Annotated in this window: 27 protein-coding genes and 1 pseudogene; 3 read left to right on the plus strand and 25 right to left on the minus strand. The window is 62.2% G+C overall.

Going from position 1 to position 17,495, the window contains the following annotated elements:
* Positions 1-41: 41 nt before the first annotated feature.
* From ASB57_RS22400 to ASB57_RS22510, 24 genes and pseudogenes are all read right to left on the minus strand, one after another.
* Complete coding sequence (locus tag ASB57_RS22400) at positions 42-371, minus strand: HigA family addiction module antitoxin (protein WP_057654201.1); 330 nt, start codon at positions 369-371, stop codon at positions 42-44.
* Positions 372-380: 9 nt separating this feature from the next.
* Positions 381-658: pseudogene (locus tag ASB57_RS22405) on the minus strand (type II toxin-antitoxin system RelE/ParE family toxin).
* A 236-nt stretch (positions 659-894) separates the two neighbouring features.
* A complete protein-coding gene (gene dsbD / locus ASB57_RS22410) occupies positions 895-3,111 on the minus strand; it encodes a protein-disulfide reductase DsbD (protein ID WP_231755215.1) in 2,217 nt (738 codons plus the stop codon).
* 18 nt (positions 3,112-3,129) lie between these two features.
* Positions 3,130-3,474 (minus strand): divalent-cation tolerance protein CutA, encoded by a 345-nt coding sequence (gene cutA / locus ASB57_RS22415; RefSeq protein ID WP_057654203.1) that lies wholly within the window; start codon positions 3,472-3,474, stop codon positions 3,130-3,132.
* Positions 3,475-3,595: 121 nt separating this feature from the next.
* Positions 3,596-3,991: a 50S ribosomal protein L17 gene (gene rplQ / locus ASB57_RS22420; protein ID WP_057654204.1), complete on the minus strand. Its 396-nt coding sequence runs from the start codon at positions 3,989-3,991 to the stop codon at positions 3,596-3,598.
* Between the two features lie 142 nt (positions 3,992-4,133).
* Entirely contained in the window at positions 4,134-5,120 is a 987-nt protein-coding gene (gene rpoA, locus ASB57_RS22425; RefSeq protein WP_057654205.1) for a DNA-directed RNA polymerase subunit alpha, read from the minus strand.
* Between the two features lie 233 nt (positions 5,121-5,353).
* A complete protein-coding gene (rpsD, locus tag ASB57_RS22430) occupies positions 5,354-5,977 on the minus strand; it encodes a 30S ribosomal protein S4 (RefSeq protein WP_057654206.1) in 624 nt (207 codons plus the stop codon).
* Between the two features lie 9 nt (positions 5,978-5,986).
* A complete protein-coding gene (gene rpsK, locus ASB57_RS22435; RefSeq protein ID WP_057654207.1) occupies positions 5,987-6,388 on the minus strand; it encodes a 30S ribosomal protein S11 in 402 nt (133 codons plus the stop codon).
* A 15-nt stretch (positions 6,389-6,403) separates the two neighbouring features.
* On the minus strand, positions 6,404-6,769 hold the full coding sequence (gene rpsM, locus ASB57_RS22440) for a 30S ribosomal protein S13 (RefSeq protein WP_057654208.1): 366 nt from the start codon (positions 6,767-6,769) through the stop codon (positions 6,404-6,406).
* Positions 6,770-6,808: 39 nt separating this feature from the next.
* Positions 6,809-6,922, minus strand: a complete 114-nt coding sequence (gene rpmJ / locus ASB57_RS30725; protein ID WP_066357345.1) for a 50S ribosomal protein L36 — start codon at positions 6,920-6,922, stop codon at positions 6,809-6,811.
* 34 nt (positions 6,923-6,956) lie between these two features.
* Positions 6,957-7,175 (minus strand): translation initiation factor IF-1, encoded by a 219-nt coding sequence (infA, locus tag ASB57_RS22445; RefSeq protein ID WP_057654209.1) that lies wholly within the window; start codon positions 7,173-7,175, stop codon positions 6,957-6,959.
* An 8-nt stretch (positions 7,176-7,183) separates the two neighbouring features.
* Complete coding sequence (gene secY / locus ASB57_RS22450; RefSeq protein ID WP_057654210.1) at positions 7,184-8,515, minus strand: preprotein translocase subunit SecY; 1,332 nt, start codon at positions 8,513-8,515, stop codon at positions 7,184-7,186.
* A gap of 19 nt (positions 8,516-8,534) precedes the next feature.
* Complete coding sequence (gene rplO, locus ASB57_RS22455; protein WP_057654211.1) at positions 8,535-8,981, minus strand: 50S ribosomal protein L15; 447 nt, start codon at positions 8,979-8,981, stop codon at positions 8,535-8,537.
* Between the two features lie 9 nt (positions 8,982-8,990).
* Positions 8,991-9,176 (minus strand): 50S ribosomal protein L30, encoded by a 186-nt coding sequence (gene rpmD / locus ASB57_RS22460; RefSeq protein WP_057654212.1) that lies wholly within the window; start codon positions 9,174-9,176, stop codon positions 8,991-8,993.
* A gap of 3 nt (positions 9,177-9,179) precedes the next feature.
* On the minus strand, positions 9,180-9,701 hold the full coding sequence (gene rpsE, locus ASB57_RS22465) for a 30S ribosomal protein S5 (protein ID WP_057654213.1): 522 nt from the start codon (positions 9,699-9,701) through the stop codon (positions 9,180-9,182).
* A gap of 15 nt (positions 9,702-9,716) precedes the next feature.
* A complete protein-coding gene (gene rplR / locus ASB57_RS22470) occupies positions 9,717-10,079 on the minus strand; it encodes a 50S ribosomal protein L18 (RefSeq protein ID WP_057654214.1) in 363 nt (120 codons plus the stop codon).
* A 21-nt stretch (positions 10,080-10,100) separates the two neighbouring features.
* Positions 10,101-10,634 carry a 50S ribosomal protein L6 gene (gene rplF / locus ASB57_RS22475; RefSeq protein ID WP_057654215.1) on the minus strand — a complete coding sequence of 178 codons (534 nt, stop codon included), beginning with the start codon at positions 10,632-10,634 and terminating at the stop codon, positions 10,101-10,103.
* Between the two features lie 12 nt (positions 10,635-10,646).
* Positions 10,647-11,042, minus strand: coding sequence for a 30S ribosomal protein S8 (gene rpsH, locus ASB57_RS22480; RefSeq protein WP_057654216.1), 396 nt, complete (start codon positions 11,040-11,042; stop codon positions 10,647-10,649).
* Between the two features lie 10 nt (positions 11,043-11,052).
* Positions 11,053-11,358 (minus strand): 30S ribosomal protein S14, encoded by a 306-nt coding sequence (gene rpsN / locus ASB57_RS22485; protein ID WP_057654217.1) that lies wholly within the window; start codon positions 11,356-11,358, stop codon positions 11,053-11,055.
* Positions 11,359-11,369: 11 nt separating this feature from the next.
* Entirely contained in the window at positions 11,370-11,909 is a 540-nt protein-coding gene (gene rplE / locus ASB57_RS22490) for a 50S ribosomal protein L5 (RefSeq protein ID WP_057654218.1), read from the minus strand.
* 13 nt (positions 11,910-11,922) lie between these two features.
* On the minus strand, positions 11,923-12,243 hold the full coding sequence (rplX, locus tag ASB57_RS22495; protein WP_057654219.1) for a 50S ribosomal protein L24: 321 nt from the start codon (positions 12,241-12,243) through the stop codon (positions 11,923-11,925).
* A gap of 10 nt (positions 12,244-12,253) precedes the next feature.
* Positions 12,254-12,622: a 50S ribosomal protein L14 gene (rplN, locus tag ASB57_RS22500; RefSeq protein WP_057654220.1), complete on the minus strand. Its 369-nt coding sequence runs from the start codon at positions 12,620-12,622 to the stop codon at positions 12,254-12,256.
* 418 nt (positions 12,623-13,040) lie between these two features.
* Complete coding sequence (locus ASB57_RS22505) at positions 13,041-13,787, minus strand: aspartyl/asparaginyl beta-hydroxylase domain-containing protein (protein WP_057654221.1); 747 nt, start codon at positions 13,785-13,787, stop codon at positions 13,041-13,043.
* 35 nt (positions 13,788-13,822) lie between these two features.
* Complete coding sequence (locus tag ASB57_RS22510) at positions 13,823-14,743, minus strand: LysR family transcriptional regulator (protein ID WP_057654222.1); 921 nt, start codon at positions 14,741-14,743, stop codon at positions 13,823-13,825.
* Between the two features lie 99 nt (positions 14,744-14,842).
* On the opposite strand from ASB57_RS22510, the gene ASB57_RS22515 reads away from it, so the two are divergent.
* From ASB57_RS22515 to ASB57_RS22525, 3 genes are read left to right on the plus strand one after another with little or no spacing between them, the layout of a single operon-like run.
* Complete coding sequence (locus ASB57_RS22515) at positions 14,843-15,883, plus strand: tripartite tricarboxylate transporter substrate binding protein (protein ID WP_057654223.1); 1,041 nt, start codon at positions 14,843-14,845, stop codon at positions 15,881-15,883.
* 10 nt (positions 15,884-15,893) lie between these two features.
* Positions 15,894-16,280, plus strand: coding sequence for a Rid family hydrolase (locus tag ASB57_RS22520; protein WP_057654224.1), 387 nt, complete (start codon positions 15,894-15,896; stop codon positions 16,278-16,280).
* A gap of 3 nt (positions 16,281-16,283) precedes the next feature.
* Positions 16,284-17,084, plus strand: a complete 801-nt coding sequence (locus ASB57_RS22525) for an alpha/beta fold hydrolase (protein WP_057654225.1) — start codon at positions 16,284-16,286, stop codon at positions 17,082-17,084.
* Positions 17,085-17,212: 128 nt separating this feature from the next.
* On the opposite strand, the gene rpsQ is transcribed toward ASB57_RS22525, so the two are convergent.
* Positions 17,213-17,494 (minus strand): 30S ribosomal protein S17, encoded by a 282-nt coding sequence (rpsQ, locus tag ASB57_RS22530; RefSeq protein ID WP_057654226.1) that lies wholly within the window; start codon positions 17,492-17,494, stop codon positions 17,213-17,215.
* Position 17,495: the final 1 nt, after the last annotated feature.

Below are 17,495 nucleotides of genomic sequence, written 5' to 3' on the forward strand. Positions count from 1 at the left end.
CAGATGATCCATGCGTCAGAGGTTGGATGGAAGTCCAACCTCTAGGCGCAAACGCATCCCCGAACTTCCTCTTCTTCACCGACCACAGGCCGTATCACTCGTTTGATAGCAGGGCGAGGCCGCTGCTTGGCAACCCAGAGATCGTAGGTTCCCTGCAGGCCTACCCACATCTCTGCGCTCGTGCCCAGGGCCTTCTCAAGCCGCAGAGCAATATCTGGGGTGATTGAGGCATGCCCATTGAGGATGCGTGATAGCGTCGCTCGCGTAACCTCGATGCGCTGAGCGAACTCGGTAATCGTCATGCCCTCCAGCCCGTCCAGCCACTCGGCCAATACCGATCCGGGATGAGGGGGATTGTGCATGCGCGTCATCTTGTATTCCTAGTGGTAGTCCTTGTAGTCCACGACGTACGCGTCTATTCCTTCGAACCTGAAGGTGAGACGCCAATTGCCGTTGACCGTGATCGACCAATGACCGTCCATATCGCCTTTGAGTGGATGAAGTTTCCATCCAGGCACGCCCAAATCCTCGACCTTCCTCGCGTGATCCAACGCTGCGAGTTGCTTACGCAATCGCTCTTCATGGTGCGGTTGGATGCCCTTCTTTGAGCCCGTGGTAAAGAACCTTCCAGCCCTTTATGAGCAAAGTCCTTGATCATTTTCAAGCCGTTTGAGTGTATAGAGTTGCTATACGGCTGAGCCAATTGAAATTGACTATCGACGGCTGAGAACGGAGCCCCGGACGCCAACCTTGCCTCCACGGCGGCAGCAACTTAACCGGCGCAGCGCTGACGTAGTCACAGATCCACTATTTGGGTTCCCATGAGCTTAAGAACCCCGGTCGACGGCCGATCACTTTCCGAAGTGTCGCGACCGGGGTGCCTGCAGAACGAATCTAGCGGGCCGTGACGGCGTCCAGGGAGCGGCCGAAGCGCGTGGCATCCTGGAAGCCGATGACGCGCGCCTGGGGCAGTTCCTGGCCCTTGGCGTCGAAGAACATGATGCCCGGCGGGCCGAAGAGCTTGAAGCGCTTGAGCAAGGCGCGATCGTCGGCATTGTTGGCGGTGACATCGGCACGCAGCAGCAGCATGCCGTTCATGCGCGCCGCCACGGCGCGGTCGGTGAAGGTGAACTTCTCCATCTCGCGGCAGGACACACACCAGTCGGCGTAGAAATCGAGCATCACGGGACGGCCGGCCGTGGCCACACGGCTTTCCAGTTCAGCCAGGGTGCGGACCCGCTCGAAGGCAGGTTCGGACGCCCCCGCGCCGGCGCCAGGCACGCCGTTCCCGGCGGCGCCCGCGTATCCAGATCCCGCCCCATCACTGCCCCGCGCTGCCAGGTGCGACAAAGGCTGCAGGGCGTCCCGACCCCCACTGGCCGCGCCGACCAGTTGCGCCACGGCCACCAGGGCCAGCAGCAAACCCGCACCCTTGCCGAACATGCGGCCGGCGCCGGCATTCGGGCCCAGGGCCTCGAAGGCACGCAACATGACGGCGCCGACGATGGCCAGGAAGGCCCAGCCGACCATCTGCACGGCCGCCGGCACGATGGGCACGACCATCCACCACGCGGTGGCCAGGAGCAGCACGCCAAAGAAGCGCTTCACCCCATCCATCCAGGCCCCCGCCTTGGGCAGCAGCGTCCCGGCCGACGCGCCGACGATCAGCAGCGGCACGCCCATGCCCCAGGCCAGGGCGAACAGCGCCGAGCCACCCAGCACCACGTCGCCGGTCTGCGAGATGTACAGCAGCGCACCCGCCAGCGGCGCCGCCACGCAGGGGCCGACGATCAGGGCGGAAATCGCCCCCATCAACGCGGCGCCTGCCGCCCGGCCACCCGGGATGCGGCTGGCGCGGTCGCTCATGCGGGCCTGCACGCCGGCCGGCATCTGGAAGGTGTAGACGTCGAACATGGGCAAGGCCAGCAGCGCCAGCAGCAGGGCGAACAGCGCCAACACCCACGGGGTTTGCAGCCACGCGGCCAGCCCGGCGCCGCTCAGGCCGGCGGCGATGCCCAGGAGGGTGTAGACCACCGACATGCCCAGGACATAGGCTGCCGCCAGGCCCAGGCCCGTCCAGCGCGACGTTGCCGGTGTGCCAGCCTGCGCGCCGGATCGCCCGATGACGATGGTCGACAGGATGGGAATCATGGGCAGCACGCAGGGCGTGAGGGACAACAGCACCCCCAGCAACAGGAACGCGCCGGCCGTTTTCAGCCAGCCCATGCCGGCGATGGCGGCGGCCAGGCCCACGTCATCGCTGCCGGTCAGCGCGGAAAAGCCGCCGTTGCCGCCAGCCGCGGTAGGCGCGGACGGCGCCGCCGTATTCGTTGAAGCCGCCGCGTCGGTCGTCCCGGCCGCCCCATCGGCCCGCGCCAAGGACGATCCCGTGCCGGTGCCGGTGGCTGCGGGCGGGGTATCGATCTGCGCGGGAGCGGCCAGCCCTGGCTTGGTCAACCCAGGCCGCGCCGCGTCAGGCGCCACGCTGATGCCGGGCGCCGCGTCGGCGAGCTGCCCCGCGCCACCGGCGGCGCCACCGTTATCGTCGCCAGGAATGCCGCTGGCATAGCCCCAGACCGGCGCTCCCGCCACCTGGTAGCCCCCATTGATCGGCCGCAGCTTGATGCGGTTCTCCATCGGCGGATAGCAGATGCCCGCATCCGCGCAACCCTGCCCGACCACCACCAAGGTCACGTCACCCGGCTGCGACCCGCCGGGCTGTACCGGAATGTCGATGGCGAGTGGCCGGTGGTAGACCTCCATGTTCTTGTCGAAGGTCGGGTCGTACTTCACATCGCCGGCCGGCAGCCTGGCCTGGCCCAGCACGGCGCCGCCCTGCGGATCGAGCGTGAACCCGAAGCGCTCGCGGTACATGTAGTAGCCCTTGGGCACCTTGAACTCGACCCGCACGGTGTTCGGGTCGGCCATGGTCGCCGTCGCCGGGAAGGCCTTCTCGGGCGGCAAGAAATCGTCCTCGGCCCGGCTGGCGCCCGGCCACATCAGGATGGCGACCAGGCACAGCATGGCCCAGAGCCATACCGCTGTCGCTGGGGACGATGGCCGCGCCAACGACAAAGAACGCGCCACGACACCCGCCGGCCTATAAGCCATCACATACATCCTTGTTCATCAAGCCACGGGCCGGGTTCCGGCCGTCTGCTCCCGCACCCAGTTCAGATAGGCGGGCGCGCCGCCGACGACGGGCACGGCGACCACTTCGGGCACCTCGTAAGGGTGCTGGCGGGTGATCGATTCGACCAGCGCGTCCAGCTTGCCTGCCGTCGTCTTGAAGCACATCGGCACTTCTTCAGCGCCTTCCACGACACCCTTCCATGTGTAGATGGACAGCATGGGGGCGCCGAGGTTCACGCAGGCGGCCAATCCTTCCTCGACCACGACGTGGGCGATACGCTTGGCCAGCAAGAGGTCAGGCGCGCTGCTGAACACCATCACGATATCGTCTTGCTGCGACATGGCTGTCTCCGAAGGGACGCAGGAAGCACCTGCACGGAGGGATTTTAGCCCGTGATAAATGCGGCGCCGCAAAACAAAAGGCGAACCGTGAGGTTCGCCTTTCGTCCCTAAAGCCTGCTGATTACTCAGCGGACTTGTCGGCTTCGGTTTCCGCGACTTCCGGACGGTCAACCAGCTCCATGAAAGCCATGGGCGCGTTGTCGCCTTGACGGAAACCCATCTTCAACACACGGGTGTAGCCGCCGTTGCGGGCAGCATAACGGGGGCCGATTTCAGCGAACAGCTTGACCACGGCATCGCGATCGCGCAGACGGGCAAAAGCCAGACGCTTGTTCGCGAGGGTGGGGTTCTTACCCAGCGTGATCAGGGGTTCGACGATACGGCGCAATTCTTTCGCCTTCGGCAGCGTGGTCTTGATCGCTTCGTGGGTGAGCAGCGAAACGGCCATGTTGCGGAACATGGCAAGACGGTGACTGCTGGTGCGGTTGAGCTTACGCAAGCCATTACCGTGACGCATGATGATTTCCTTTGAATCTAAAAGAAGGCGTTGCCGCCATCAGGGTTATCCGGCTCTTCTATCAACCTGATGATTCAGGCCGCGGTCCGGTGGAATCGGGTTGCGGCCGCCACACATGCGGCGGCCGCGGAACTAATGACGATCAGGGACGCTCGAGGCCCAGGGGCGGCCAGTTTTCCAGCTTCATGCCCAGGGTCAGACCGCGTGCGGCCAGAACTTCCTTGATTTCGTTGAGCGACTTGCGGCCCAGGTTCGGGGTCTTCAGCAGCTCGTTTTCGGTACGCTGGATCAGGTCGCCGATGTAGTAGATGTTTTCGGCCTTCAGGCAGTTGGCCGAACGCACCGTCAGCTCCAGATCGTCGACCGGACGCAGCAGCACCGGGTCGATCTGCGGAGCGCCACGGACCGGGGCTTCGTACGAATCGCCAGCGCCTTCCAGGGCGGCGAAAACCGAGATCTGGTCCATCAGGATGCGAGCCGACTGACGCACCGCTTCCTCGGGCGAAATCACGCCGTTGGTTTCGATGTCCAGCACCAGCTTGTCCAGGTCGGTACGCTGTTCCACACGGGCGCTTTCGACAGCGTAGCTGACGCGGCGGACCGGGCTGAACGAGGCATCCAGAACGATGCGGCCGATGGTGTGGGTGCGGTCTTCCGACAGCGCGCGCACGTTGCCCGGCACATAGCCACGGCCCTTTTCGACCTTGATCTGCATTTCCAGCTTGCCGGCTTCCGTCAGATTGCAGATGACGTGGCCGGGGTTCACGATTTCGACGTCGTGCGGCAGCTCGATGTCGCTGGCCAGCACGGTGCCGGCGCCTTGCTTGCGCAGCACCAGGGTGACTTCGTCACGGTTGTGCAGCTTGAAAACCACGCCCTTCAGGTTCAGCAGGATGTCGACGACGTCTTCACGGACACCCGGAATGGTCGAGTATTCGTGGACCACACCCGTCATCTGCACTTCGGTCGGCGCGTAGCCGGTCATCGAAGACAGCAGAATGCGGCGCAGGGCATTGCCCAGCGTGTGGCCGTAACCGCGCTCGAACGGCTCCATGACGATCTTGGCGTGATGGGTGCCGACCGGTTCGACTTCAATGGAACGCGGCTTCAGAAAACCTTGAGTGGACATGTACAGAGTTCCTTTTCAATACCCTCGGCTCGTTACACCGATAAGGCTGATGGAAGTAGACAGAAAAATGGCAAAACGTTCGGCGGAAACCGAACAGCACAAACCCGCCGCGCCTTTTGACAAGCGTTGCGGGTCTCGTGCCGGTACTGCGGAGGTACTGCGAGCCGGACACAGCGTGGCTGCGTCCAGCTTTCGGACCGCACAGGTCGGTTTGCCGACCCATGCCGCCTGAATTAACGCGAATACAATTCCACGACCATGGATTCGTTGATGTCGCGAGCGACGTCAGCACGATCCGGAGCCTGCTTGAAGACACCGCTCAGCTTCGAGGTGTCGACGTCAACCCACTGGGGCAGACCAATGCTGGTCGCCAGGTCCAGCGATTCCTTGATACGGCCTTGCTTCTTGGCCTTCTCACGAACCGAGATGATGTCGCCAGCCTTGACCAGCATCGAAGCGATGTCGGCGGTGTGGCCGTTCAGCTCGATGGCACGGTGGCTCACCAGCTGACGCGCTTCGGCGCGGGTCGAGCCGAAGCCCATGCGGTACACCACGTTGTCCAGGCGCGATTCCAGCAGCTGGATCAGCTTTTCGCCGGTGTTGCCACGCAGACGGTCAGCTTCGGTGAAGTACTTGCGGAATTGCTTTTCCAGCACGCCGTACATACGCTTCAGCTTTTGCTTTTCGCGCAGCTGCAGACCGTAGTCGGACGTACGGGCACCCGAGGTGCGGCCGTGTTGACCGGGCTTGGAATCCAGCTTGCACTTGGAATCCAGCGAACGGCGGGCGCTCTTCAGGAAGAGATCGGTACCCTCGCGACGCGAGAGCTTGCACTTGGGTCCAATGTAACGGGCCATGTGATTTCCTTAGATACGACGACGCTTGGGCGGACGGCAGCCGTTATGCGGGACGGGCGTGATATCAGCGATGCTCGAGATCTTGATACCCAGCGCGTTCAGCGCACGGACAGACGACTCACGGCCGGGGCCGGGTCCCTTGATGCGCACTTCCAAGGTCTTGATGCCATATTCCAGCGCCACGCGACCAGCCGTCTCGGCAGCCACCTGGGCCGCGAACGGGGTCGACTTGCGCGAGCCCTTGAAACCTGCGCCACCCGAGGTCGCCCAGGACAAAGCATTGCCCTGACGGTCGGTGATGGTGATGATGGTGTTGTTGAAGGACGCGTGGACGTGCGCGATGCCGTCGGATACGTACTTCTTGACCTTTTTGCGCACGCGCGAAGCGCCGCTGGTGGAAGCTTTCGCCATAATCCAGTTCCTCGATTATTTCTTCAGGGACGCAGCAGCACGACGCGGGCCCTTACGGGTGCGTGCGTTGGTGCGCGTGCGCTGGCCGCGTACCGGCAGACCGCGCTTGTGACGCATGCCACGATAGGTGCCCAGATCGATCAAACGCTTGATCGACAATTGGACTTCGCGACGCAGATCACCTTCGACCGTGAATACACCAACGTGCTCGCGAATACGCTCGAGCTCGGCGTCGGTGAGATCCTTGACCTTTTTGGTAACGGGCACATTAGCAGCTTCGCAGATCTTGCGGGCGCGCGTACGACCGATGCCAAAAATGGCGGTCAGGCCGATCTCGGCGTGCTGATGCGGCGGAATGTTGATGCCAGCAATACGGGCCATGACTGTTCCTTAATGAATCTGTTGCGTTAGGCTAAACAATTAGCCTTGACGCTGCTTGTGCCGCGGGTCGGTGCAGATGACACGCACCACGCCGTGACGTTTGATAATTTTGCAGTTGCGGCAGATCCGCTTAACCGATGCCAATACTTTCATGGGTTACTCCCTGTTTATTCCGTAAACCACCCGCTTATTTCGAGCGGAACACGATCCTGGCTTTTGACAGGTCATAGGGCGTGAGCTCCACTGTGACCTTGTCGCCCGGCAGGATCCGGATGTAGTGCATACGCATCTTGCCCGAAATGTGGCCCAGGACAACGTGGCCATTCTCAAGCTTGACGCGGAACATTGCGTTGGGGAGGTTCTCAATGACCTCGCCCTGCATCTGTATGACGTCGTCCTTTGCCATCTTCTTTGCTAACGCATCGGCAGATTCGAATTCGAGCCCTTGAAGTTAGCCTTCTTGAGCAGTGAGTCGTACTGGTGAGACATCATGTAGGCCTGGACCTGAGCCATGAAATCCATCGTCACGACGACGATAATCAACAACGAAGTACCACCGAAGTAGAACGGCACGTTCCAGCGCATAACCAGGAACTCGGGGAACAGGCAGACCAGGGTGATATACAACGCACCAGCCAGGGTCAAGCGCATCAAGATCTTGTCGATATAACGCGCGGTCTGTTCACCGGGACGGATGCCCGGAACGAAAGCACCACTCTTCTTCAGGTTGTCCGCCGTTTCGCGGCTGTTGAACACCAGAGCCGTATAGAAAAAGCAGAAGAAAATGATAGCGGCGGAATACAGCGTGATGTAGAGCGGCTGGCGCGGCGACAAAGCCGCTGCCAGATCACCCAACCAACGCATCTTTTCGCTGCTCGAAAACCAGCTGGTAATCGTGGCCGGGAACAGGATGATCGACGAGGCGAAGATGGGAGGAATCACACCAGCCATATTCAGCTTCAACGGCAGATGCGAGCTCTGGCCGCCGTAGATCTTGTTGCCCACCTGGCGCTTGGCGTAGTTGACGGTGATCTTGCGCTGTCCGCGTTCCACGAACACCACAAAAGCCGTCACCGCAATCACCAAGGCCACGATGAACAGAGCCGAAAGCACCGACATCGAGTTCGTCCGCACCAGGTCCAGCAAGCCGGCCAGCGCGGTCGGCAGCCCCGCCACGATCCCCGAGAAGATCAGGATGGAGATACCGTTGCCCAGGCCACGCTCGGTGATCTGTTCGCCCAGCCACATGATGAACATGGTGCCGGTGAGCAGGGTCACGACCGTGGTGAAGCGGAACAACATGCCAGGATCCGTCACCAGACCCGGTTGCGATTCCAGTGCCACCGAGATACCCACCGCTTGAACCAGCGCCAGCAGAACCGTGCCGTAGCGGGTGTATTGGGTAATCTTGCGACGACCAGCTTCGCCTTCCTTTTTCAACGCCTCGAGCGACGGCACCACTACCGACATCAACTGCATGATGATCGATGCCGAGATGTACGGCATGATCCCCAGCGCGAAGACCGAGAAGCGGGACAGCGCACCGCCCGAGAACATGTTGAAGAGGCCCAGGATCCCGCCCTGATTTTGACGGAACAAGTCCGCCAACGCATCCGGGTTGATGCCCGGAACCGGGATATGCGTACCTAAGCGGTACACCACCAAGGCGAGGATCAGGAAAACGAAACGACGCTTCAGATCGCCGTAACGAGCCCCTGTCTTGCCTAGTGCCTGTGCGTTAGCCACTCTTCACCTCATCCGTCAATCAAGCGATCGAACCACCCGCGGCTTCGATGGCGGCGCGAGCGCCGACCGTCGCGGTAATGCCTTTGAGCACGACCTTGCGCGAGAGTTCGCCAGACTTGATGACCTTGGCGTAACGGACTTGCTGGCCAACCACACCGGCCTGCTTCAGCACTTGCACATCGATTTCCTCGACGGGCACGGCCTGCAGTTCCGACAGGCGGACTTCAGCGTACAGGTGCTGACCCAGGGGCGTGAAACCACGCTTGGGCAAGCGACGCTGCAGCGGCATTTGACCGCCTTCGAAGCCGACCTTGTGGAAGCCACCCGAACGGGACTTCTGACCCTTGTGACCGCGACCGGCGGTCTTACCCAGGCCCGAGCCGATGCCGCGGCCGACACGGCGCTTGGCATGCTTGGAGCCCTCGGCGGGCTTGATCGTATTCAGTTGAAGTTGAGTATCCGACATCTCGATTCCTTAGACTTCCGAAACGGTGACGAGATAATCCACTTTACGGATCATGCCGCGCACTTCGGGCGTATCTTTCAGGATCTTGGTGCTGTTGATACGACGCAGGCCGAGGCCGCGCACCGTATCACGGTGATCCTGCTTGGTGCCGATAACCGACCGCACCAGCGTAACTTTGATCTGCTTGTCAGCCATGATTTACCCCAAGATCTCTTCGACGGTCTTGCCACGCTTGGCGGCAACTTCCGACGGGGTCATGGAGGCGCGCAGGCCATTCAGCGTAGCGCGGACCATGTTGTAGGGATTGCTGGAGCCGAGGCTCTTCGCAACCACGTTACGGACGCCCATCACTTCGAAGATAGCGCGCATCGGGCCGCCGGCGATAACGCCGGTACCTTCAGGTGCCGGCGAGATCAGCACCTTGGAGGCGCCGTGCTGGCCAACTACCGTGTGAAACAGCGTACCGTTCTTCAGAGCAACCTTGAACAGACCGCGGCGGGCCTGTTCCATCGCCTTTTGGACCGAGACCGGCACTTCACGCGCCTTGCCCTTGCCCATGCCGATGCGGCCGTCGCCGTCGCCAACCACCGTCAGAGCGGCGAAGGACATGGTACGACCACCCTTCACCACCTTGCTGACGCGGTTGACCGCAATCATTTTCTCGCGCAGACCGTCGTCGTTTTCCTTCTCGACCGGGCCCTTGCCTTGTGCTTTAGCCATTTGACTGATCCTCGCTTAGAACTTGAGGCCGGCTTCGCGCGCGGCATCGGCCAGCGCTTTCACGCGGCCATGGTAACGGAAGCCCGAGCGATCGAAGGCAACCAGTTCGATACCGGCGGCCTTGGCCTTCTCGGCGACGCGCTTGCCAACCAGTTCGGCGGCGGCTTTGTTGCCACCCTTGCCAGCCTGGCCCAGCTGGGCGCGCACTTCGGCTTCCAGCGTCGAGGCGCTGACCAGCACGCGATCGCCTTCCGGCGAAATGATGTTCGCGTAGATGTGCAGGTTCGAGCGGAAGATCGACAGGCGGTGAACGCGCAGTTCGAGGATCTTCCGGCGGGTCGGAACCGCACGACGCAAACGAGATACTTTCTTGTCCATGATTCGTCCTTGCGTGCGCCGTTACTTCTTCTTGGTTTCTTTGATGATGACGCGCTCATCCGCATAACGAACGCCCTTGCCCTTGTAGGGCTCCGGCGGACGATAAGCGCGGATTTCCGCGGCCACCTGGCCAACAACCTGCTTGTCCGAACCCTTGATCAGAATTTCCGTCTGGGTCGGGCATTCGGCCTTGATACCGGCCGGCAGCTTGTGCACCACATCATGCGAGAAACCGAGTTGCAGCTTCACGGCGTCGCCCTGGACTTGAGCGCGATAACCCACGCCCACCAGGGTCAGCTTACGTTCGAAACCCTTGCTGACACCGGTCACCATATTGTTGACCAGAGCGCGCACGGTGCCCGACATCGCGCCAGCTTGACGCGATTCGTTAGCCGCGGCGAAGCTCAACACGCCGTTATCCAGCGAGATGGCGACGTCGCCCGTCAGGGGTTGCGTCAGCGAGCCCAGCGGGCCCTTGACGATGATTTGATCTTGCGCAACGGTGGCTTCGACACCCTTGGGCAGATTTACGGGGTACTTGGCGATACGTGACATTAGAATTTCTCCTTAGGCCACGTAGCACAGGACTTCGCCGCCGACGCCATTGGCGCGGGCCTTGCGGTCCGTCATCACGCCACGCGAAGTCGACACGATAGCCACGCCCAAGCCGTTCATGACTTGAGGAATGCTGCTACGGCCCTTGTAGATACGCAGGCCAGGACGCGAAACGCGTTCGATGCGCTCGATCACCGGGCGGCCGGCGTAGTACTTCAGCGAAAGCTCGAGCTCAGGCTTGGCCTGGGTGCCCTTGACTTCGAAACCGTCGATATAACCCTCGTCCTTCAGCACAGCCGCGATAGCGGCCTTCAGCTTCGAGGAGGGCATGCTCACCGTGACTTTTTCAACTTGCTGCGCATTGCGAATGCGGGTCAGCATATCGGCGATGGGATCGCTCATGCTCATATTCGTTCTCCTACCAGCTGGCCTTGGTCATGCCCGGGATTTCCCCACGCATAGCCATTTCGCGAAGTTTGTGGCGCGTCAGGCCGAACTTGCTGAACACGCCACGCGGGCGACCCGTGACCGTGCAACGATTACGTTGGCGGCTGGGAGCGGCGTTGCGCGGCAGCTGTTGCAGCTTGAGCCGAGCTTGGTAACGTTCTTCTTCGGGCTTCGACTGGTCGTCGATGATTGCCTTCAGTGCGGTGCGCTTGGCGGAAAACTTCTCCGCCATTTTGGCGCGCTTGATATCACGATTGATCAGTGAAAGTTTGGCCACGTCATCGCCCCTTAGTTACGGAACGGGAAGCTGAAGGCGGTCAACAGAGCCTTGGCTTCTTCGTCAGTCTTGGCGGAGGTGGTGATGCTGATGTTCAGCCCACGCAGCGCGTCGATTTTGTCGTATTCGATTTCGGGGAAAATGATCTGCTCTTTCACCCCGACGTTGTAGTTGCCACGGCCATCAAACGCACGGCCGGAGATACCACGGAAGTCACGCACACGAGGCAAGGCAATCGCCACCAGGCGGTCCAGGAATTCGTACATGCGTTGACCGCGCAGCGTCACCATGCAACCAATCGGATAGTTTTCGCGGATCTTGAAACCGGCGATAGCTTTCTTGGTCTTGGTGATCACGGGCTTTTGGCCGGCGATCTTGGTCAGGTCGCCCACGGCGTGCTCGATGACCTTCTTGTCGGCCACGGCTTCCGAAACGCCCATGTTCAGCGTGATCTTGGTGATGCGCGGAACTTGCATCGGGCTCTTGTAGCCGAACTTTTCCGTCAATTCACCGACGATCTTGTCGCGATAGATAGTTTGCAAACGGGTCATATTCTGTCGCCCCTTACGCCTTGGCGCCGACAACGGCACCATTGGAACGGAACACGCGCACCTTACGGCCGTCAACTTCCTTGACGCCCACGCGGTCGCCCTTGCCAGTGGCAGGGTTGAACAGCGCCACGTTCGAAACGTGGATGGGCAGCGTCTTTTCAACGATGCCGCCGGGGTTGTTGGCCATCGGGTTGGGCTTGGTGTGCTTCTTGACGACGTTCACGCCTTCGACCAGCACGTGGTCGGCGTCGATACGCTCGAGCACGGTGCCACGACGCTTCTTGTCGCGGCCGGTGAGGACGATAACTTCGTCGCCTTTACGGATGTTGTTCATGGATGGCTCCTTACAGCACTTCCGGGGCCAACGACACGATCTTCATGAAGCGCTCGGTACGCAGTTCACGCGTAACGGGTCCGAAGATACGAGTACCGATGGGCTCATGCTTGGCGTTGAGCAGCACGGCAGCATTGTTGCCGAAGCGAATCAACGAACCGTCTTTGCGACGCACGCCCTTGGCGGTGCGAACGACCACGGCGTTGTAGATTTCGCCCTTCTTGACACGACCGCGAGGAGCGGCGTCCAGGACGCTGATTTTGATGATGTCACCGATAGCGGCATAACGGCGCTTGGAGCCGCCGAGCACCTTGATGCAGCGCACACGGCGCGCACCAGTATTGTCGGCCACGTCCAGCGTGGTCTGCATTTGGATCATGATTTTTCCTGTTCCAACTTAACCGGAAATTCGAAGTCGTGGTCTCGCGCCCTGAAACTGACCTGGGAGCGCGACCGATAAAGCCGCCCCACCCCAATCAGTTCCAAAACCTCATTACCAGGCGATTTCGCCATTCCTGCCAGTTTTGGTCCCGTAAGGCCCGTCTGACTTGCCCTGGGTTGTTGCCGTTGCGATGTTAGTCACATGCGCCCCGGTGAACCTCAGGCAACCCCTACGAACCTGGGTTGATATCCTGCGGATTTTTCCCCTTTCGCCTGCCCGACTTTGCATTGGTACTTGAGCACCGACCCCGCGTTGTCGCTTGATCGCCTGCACATCTGTACCGCCTAGCCAGACTGACTATTTGGGAAAGCTGACCATTCTAGCCCGGTGCCCCAGCTATTGCAAGCCCTTTGTGCTAGTGCCGACTATAGTAGTCTTTTTCCCACAGATCGTGGTTGGCTTTGCCCCGTTTGATCTCTGGCGTCATGGGCGCCGCGGCGAGAACCAGCTTGTTGATCCAGCGCATGGGCGCGCTACAGGGGCGCTCGAAGTCGACGAACAGCACCACGCGCACCCCATCGGTGTCGTTGTGGACCTCGTGCGGGTACAGATCGTCGAAAACCACGGCCTGCCCTTCCCGCCAGATGTAACGCTGGCCATTCACCTCGATCCAGCAGTTTTCACGCGGCTGCGGCACGACCAGGCCCAGATGCAGGCGGAGTACGCCGTTATAGGGGCCGCGGTGCAGGGGAATGCGTTTGCCCGGCTCCAGAATGGAAAAGAAAGCCGTGCGGATGCCGGGAATATGCTTGAGCGCCGCGGTCGTCGCCGGACAGCGGGCCATATTGCGGGCGGATCGCAGCCCGTACGCCATGAAGACGAAGGTCTTCCACTGATCGTCGGCCGTGATGGTGGCGACGTCAGGTGACAGTTCATGAAAGGCCGGCAGCTGCTCGCGGTTGCCGAGCACGCCCATCAGCTCGGCCTGGATGGCCGGGGCCTGAGCTTCGAGCGCCGGGATCCAGGGAAACCGGGCGTTGTCGAAAATAGGATGGTCGCCAACAAGGGAAGCCTTGGCGATCCGGTTGCGTAGCCAGTCGACCAGGCCAAAGAAGCAACGTGAGAAAAGATTCGGGGCGGAAGCGGGCGCGAGGGGATTCAAGGCAGAAGTGGGTGACCTGGCAAGACGCTTTTATATCAGGGCGCCGGCGCCGTGAACAGGCCGGCGAAGGCGCCCGTCATAAGCCGCATGGCGTGATGCGCGGCCGCGGTCAGCGGACGGTCTCGCCTCACACAAAGCTGAACGTCAGCGCGCAAGGCGCCCGCGCGTGAGATCGGCAAGGCCTTCAACAGCCCCAGTTCGCAATCGTGCTGCGCCGACAGATGGGGCAGGATGGTCACGGCGACGCCCCGCCTCACCAGGCTGCGCGTCATGGCAATCGAGTTCGCGGTGAGCAGCCACGGCGCATCGATGCGGCCTTGCCGCAGATAGCGATCGAGCACCTGGCGCACGCCGAAGCTGGCGTCCGGCATGGCCAGCTTGTGGCGTAATAGATCCGGCACGGTCACGGAGCGCCGGCGCGCCAGGGCGTGCGTCGGGCTGACCAGGGCCACCAGCGGTTCGCTGTCGCTGGCGACGACCTCGATGTCGGCGCGCGGCGGCGCCTTGAACATCAACGCGATATCGCAGCGGCCCGCCGCCAGGGCCTCGACGGCACGGTCCGTACTGGAAACCAGAACGTTGAATTCGATGCCGGGATGCTGCGCGTGATAACGCGCGATGACATCCGGCAACCAGGTGTCGACGGCGCCTTCCAGGCAATGGATGACCACCTCACCGCGGCGCAGCCCTTCGAGGTCGCCGATAAGCGTCTGCACGCGCGACAGGTTGCCGTAGATGGCCACCAGTTCGTCGGCCAGCAACTGCCCGGATGCGGTGAGCGCCACGCCGGTGGGGCGCCGCTCGAACAGCACCGTACCCAGGCGGTGCTCAAGCTTGGCGATCTGCCGGCTGATCGCCGAGGGCGTGACGTGCAGCCGCGCGGAGGCCAGACGTATGGAGCCCGTCATGGCGGTCTCGGAAAAATAACGTAGAGCGGTCAGATCGAGGTGTTGCATTTCGCGCACGGCCTTGTAGATAAATAAACGCTACGCCTCCTCTGTATTTCCGCCGCATAGTTTTGACATCGCTACGACGATAGCTACAAGGGGAATGTAATGAACAGCGCTTTGAAATACCAGCGCGCGCGTCGCCGCGCGTGCACGCTTCTAGGCCGCGCCCTGCTTGCGCCGGCCCTGGCGGGTTCGGCCTTGCTGGGCGCGAGCTTGCCGATGCAGGCCGCCTACGCTCAAGAGGCCGCCTATCCCGCCAAACCCGTCAAGATCGTGGTCGGATTTCCGCCCGGCGGGGCCGCCGACCTTATCGCGCGCCTGGTGGCCGAGCGCCTGGGCAGCGCGCTGCATCAGTCCTTCGTGGTGGAAAACCGGGCAGGCGCCGGCAGCACCATAGGCGCGGGCGTGGTCGCGCGCGCCGAGCCCGACGGCTATACGCTGCTGCTCGGCGTGACCGCCAGCCAGACCATCGCGCCCTCGATCTATTCGGGTCTGTCGTACGACAGCGCCAAGGCCTTCGCGCCGGTGGCCATGCTTGCCACCATTCCCGTTGCCTTGGTGGTCAATCCCGACGTCCCCGCCAAGACGCCGAAGGAGCTCGTCGACCTGGCGCGCCATGCCAATCCGGCGCTGACGTTCGCTTCCAGCGGCATCGGCGCGATACCCCACCTGACTGCCGAGATCTTCCAGCAGGCCCAGGGCGTGAAGATGCTGCATGTGCCTTTCAAGGGCGCGGCGCCGGCGATGACCGACCTTCTGTCCGGCCGCGTGCAGATCATGTTCGACCACCTGCCCTCCGTGTTGCCGTCGATACGCTCCGGCAAGCTGCGCGTGCTCGGCATTGCCGGAAGCAAGCGCGCGGCCGCCCTGCCTGATGTGCCCACGCTGGCCGAGGCAGGCGTGGAAGGCGTGCAGGTACGGTCGTGGTTCGGCCTGCTCGCGCCGGCGGGCACACCGCAGCCCATCGTCGACAAGCTCAATGCGGAAGTAGTCAAGGCCTTCGCCACGCCGGAGGCCCGGAAGGCACTCGCCGCCATGGGCGCCGAGGCCGACACCACCAGTCCGCAGGCATTCGCGGACATCATCAAGGCGGACACCGCGCAGTGGGCCGCCATTGTCAAGAAGACCGGCGTCAAGGCCGAATGAGGCAAGCACCATGACCATACAGATCATCAATCCAGACAACGCCGCGCCGCCGCTGGCGCCGTACTCGTCGGCGACGCGCGCGGGCAACACCATCCATGTGTCGGGCATGCTCGCCGTCGGCCCGCGGGGCGAGACGGTCGGCGTGGGCGACGTGCGCGCGCAGACCCGCCACGTCCTGGAGTCGATCAAGAGTGTGCTGGCCGCGGCCGGTGCCACCATGAAGGACATCGCCTTCAACCAGATCTTCGTGAAGGATCTGGCCGACTACGCCGCGGTCAACGAGGTCTATGCGGAGTACTTCCCCGCCACGCCGCCGGCGCGCTATTGCATCCGCGCGGATCTGGTCAAACCGGAGTTCCTGGTTGAGATCGCGGCCACTGCTTACGTGGGAGATTGATTCATGCCGCATATCGATGCGAACGGAATCTCGCACGCCTATACCTTCCACGGTCCGGAGGATGGCGCACCGTTGGTGCTGATCGCCGGCATGGGGGGCGCCGGCTCGTTCTGGCAACCGCAGATCGAAGCCTTCGCGGCCAGGCACCGCGTGCTGGTGTACGACCAACGCGGGACGGGCGGCACGGCGCGCGTACCAGTGCGCGATATCTATCAGCTCGCGGATGATCTGCTGTCCTTGATGGATGTCCTGGGGATCGCGTCGGCCGATCTGGTCGGCCATTCCACCGGCGGCGCCATCGCACAGGTCATCGCCGCGCGCCAGCCGCAACGGGTCGCGCGTATGGCGCTCTATGCCAGCGTGCATCGCGCCGACGCGTACCGCCGGCGAGTGTGGGGGCTGCGCAAGAAAATCCTGCAGGAACTGGGTCCGGAGATCTACGCGCAGACCACGTCACTGTTCTTCTACCCGCCTGAATACGTCGCCGCCAATGACGCGGCTTTGCAAGCCGTGGAGCAACGGTCGGCGGCGGGAGAAATCTCCGCTGCGGAAATCATGGCCAGCCGCATCGATGCCATCCTGGCATTCGATTTCGCGCAGGAGCTGAAGACGATCACGGCACCGACGCTGGTCTGTTGCGCCGAAGACGACATGCTGACACCGGCCTATTTTTCGCGGGAAATCGCGGCGGCGATACCGGGTGCGAAATTGGTACTGATGGATCGCGGCGGCCACGCCTGGTCGCGTAGCCGGACGGCCGAGTTTAACCAGACGGTGCTCGGATTTCTGGATCAGGCCGCATAATCGAGCCGGCCGGCGGCAGCGTGGCTGCAAGCCGGCAAAACCTTCGCAGCAAACGAAAAAAAGCCAAGAGCGTGAGCTCTTGGCTTTTCACATACAGGCCGGGATGACTCCCGGCTTGCATGGGTGCATCAGATGATGCGAGCGGCCTCAACCAGGCGCACCACGCTCCACGCCTTCGAGCGCGAGATGGGGCGGCCTTCGGCGATTTCAACCGTATCGCCTTCGTTGATCTGGTTCGTCTCGTCATGCGCCTTGTACTTGGCGGAGCGCACGATGATCTTGCCATAGATGGGGTGCTTCACGCGGCGTTCGACGAGAACGACCACGGTCTTGTCCATCTTGTTGCTGACGACCTTGCCGACCAGCGTACGCTGGCGCTTGGCGGGTTGGGTGTTTTGCGTTTCGCTCATG

Origin of the sequence: Bordetella sp. N (assembly GCF_001433395.1) — a bacterium.
Classification (GTDB): Bacteria; Pseudomonadota; Gammaproteobacteria; order Burkholderiales; family Burkholderiaceae_B; genus Bordetella_C.

Coding starts and splice junctions, on each gene's coding strand:
- ASB57_RS22400 (WP_057654201.1), bottom strand. CDS start 371: ATGACGCGCATGCACAATCCCCCTCATCCCGGATCGGTATTGGCCGAG.
- dsbD (WP_231755215.1), bottom strand. CDS start 3,111: ATGGCTTATAGGCCGGCGGGTGTCGTGGCGCGTTCTTTGTCGTTGGCG.
- cutA (WP_057654203.1), bottom strand. CDS start 3,474: ATGTCGCAGCAAGACGATATCGTGATGGTGTTCAGCAGCGCGCCTGAC.
- rplQ (WP_057654204.1), bottom strand. CDS start 3,991: ATGCGTCACGGTAATGGCTTGCGTAAGCTCAACCGCACCAGCAGTCAC.
- rpoA (WP_057654205.1), bottom strand. CDS start 5,120: ATGTCCACTCAAGGTTTTCTGAAGCCGCGTTCCATTGAAGTCGAACCG.
- rpsD (WP_057654206.1), bottom strand. CDS start 5,977: ATGGCCCGTTACATTGGACCCAAGTGCAAGCTCTCGCGTCGCGAGGGT.
- rpsK (WP_057654207.1), bottom strand. CDS start 6,388: ATGGCGAAAGCTTCCACCAGCGGCGCTTCGCGCGTGCGCAAAAAGGTC.
- rpsM (WP_057654208.1), bottom strand. CDS start 6,769: ATGGCCCGTATTGCTGGCATCAACATTCCGCCGCATCAGCACGCCGAG.
- rpmJ (WP_066357345.1), bottom strand. CDS start 6,922: ATGAAAGTATTGGCATCGGTTAAGCGGATCTGCCGCAACTGCAAAATT.
- infA (WP_057654209.1), bottom strand. CDS start 7,175: ATGGCAAAGGACGACGTCATACAGATGCAGGGCGAGGTCATTGAGAAC.
- rplO (WP_057654211.1), bottom strand. CDS start 8,981: ATGTCGGATACTCAACTTCAACTGAATACGATCAAGCCCGCCGAGGGC.
- rpmD (WP_057654212.1), bottom strand. CDS start 9,176: ATGGCTGACAAGCAGATCAAAGTTACGCTGGTGCGGTCGGTTATCGGC.
- rpsE (WP_057654213.1), bottom strand. CDS start 9,701: ATGGCTAAAGCACAAGGCAAGGGCCCGGTCGAGAAGGAAAACGACGAC.
- rplR (WP_057654214.1), bottom strand. CDS start 10,079: ATGGACAAGAAAGTATCTCGTTTGCGTCGTGCGGTTCCGACCCGCCGG.
- rplF (WP_057654215.1), bottom strand. CDS start 10,634: ATGTCACGTATCGCCAAGTACCCCGTAAATCTGCCCAAGGGTGTCGAA.
- rpsH (WP_057654216.1), bottom strand. CDS start 11,042: ATGAGCATGAGCGATCCCATCGCCGATATGCTGACCCGCATTCGCAAT.
- rplE (WP_057654218.1), bottom strand. CDS start 11,909: ATGACCCGTTTGCAAACTATCTATCGCGACAAGATCGTCGGTGAATTG.
- rplX (WP_057654219.1), bottom strand. CDS start 12,243: ATGAACAACATCCGTAAAGGCGACGAAGTTATCGTCCTCACCGGCCGC.
- rplN (WP_057654220.1), bottom strand. CDS start 12,622: ATGATCCAAATGCAGACCACGCTGGACGTGGCCGACAATACTGGTGCG.
- ASB57_RS22510 (WP_057654222.1), bottom strand. CDS start 14,743: ATGCAACACCTCGATCTGACCGCTCTACGTTATTTTTCCGAGACCGCC.
- ASB57_RS22515 (WP_057654223.1), top strand. CDS start 14,843: ATGAACAGCGCTTTGAAATACCAGCGCGCGCGTCGCCGCGCGTGCACG.
- ASB57_RS22520 (WP_057654224.1), top strand. CDS start 15,894: ATGACCATACAGATCATCAATCCAGACAACGCCGCGCCGCCGCTGGCG.
- ASB57_RS22525 (WP_057654225.1), top strand. CDS start 16,284: ATGCCGCATATCGATGCGAACGGAATCTCGCACGCCTATACCTTCCAC.
- rpsQ (WP_057654226.1), bottom strand. CDS start 17,494: ATGAGCGAAACGCAAAACACCCAACCCGCCAAGCGCCAGCGTACGCTG.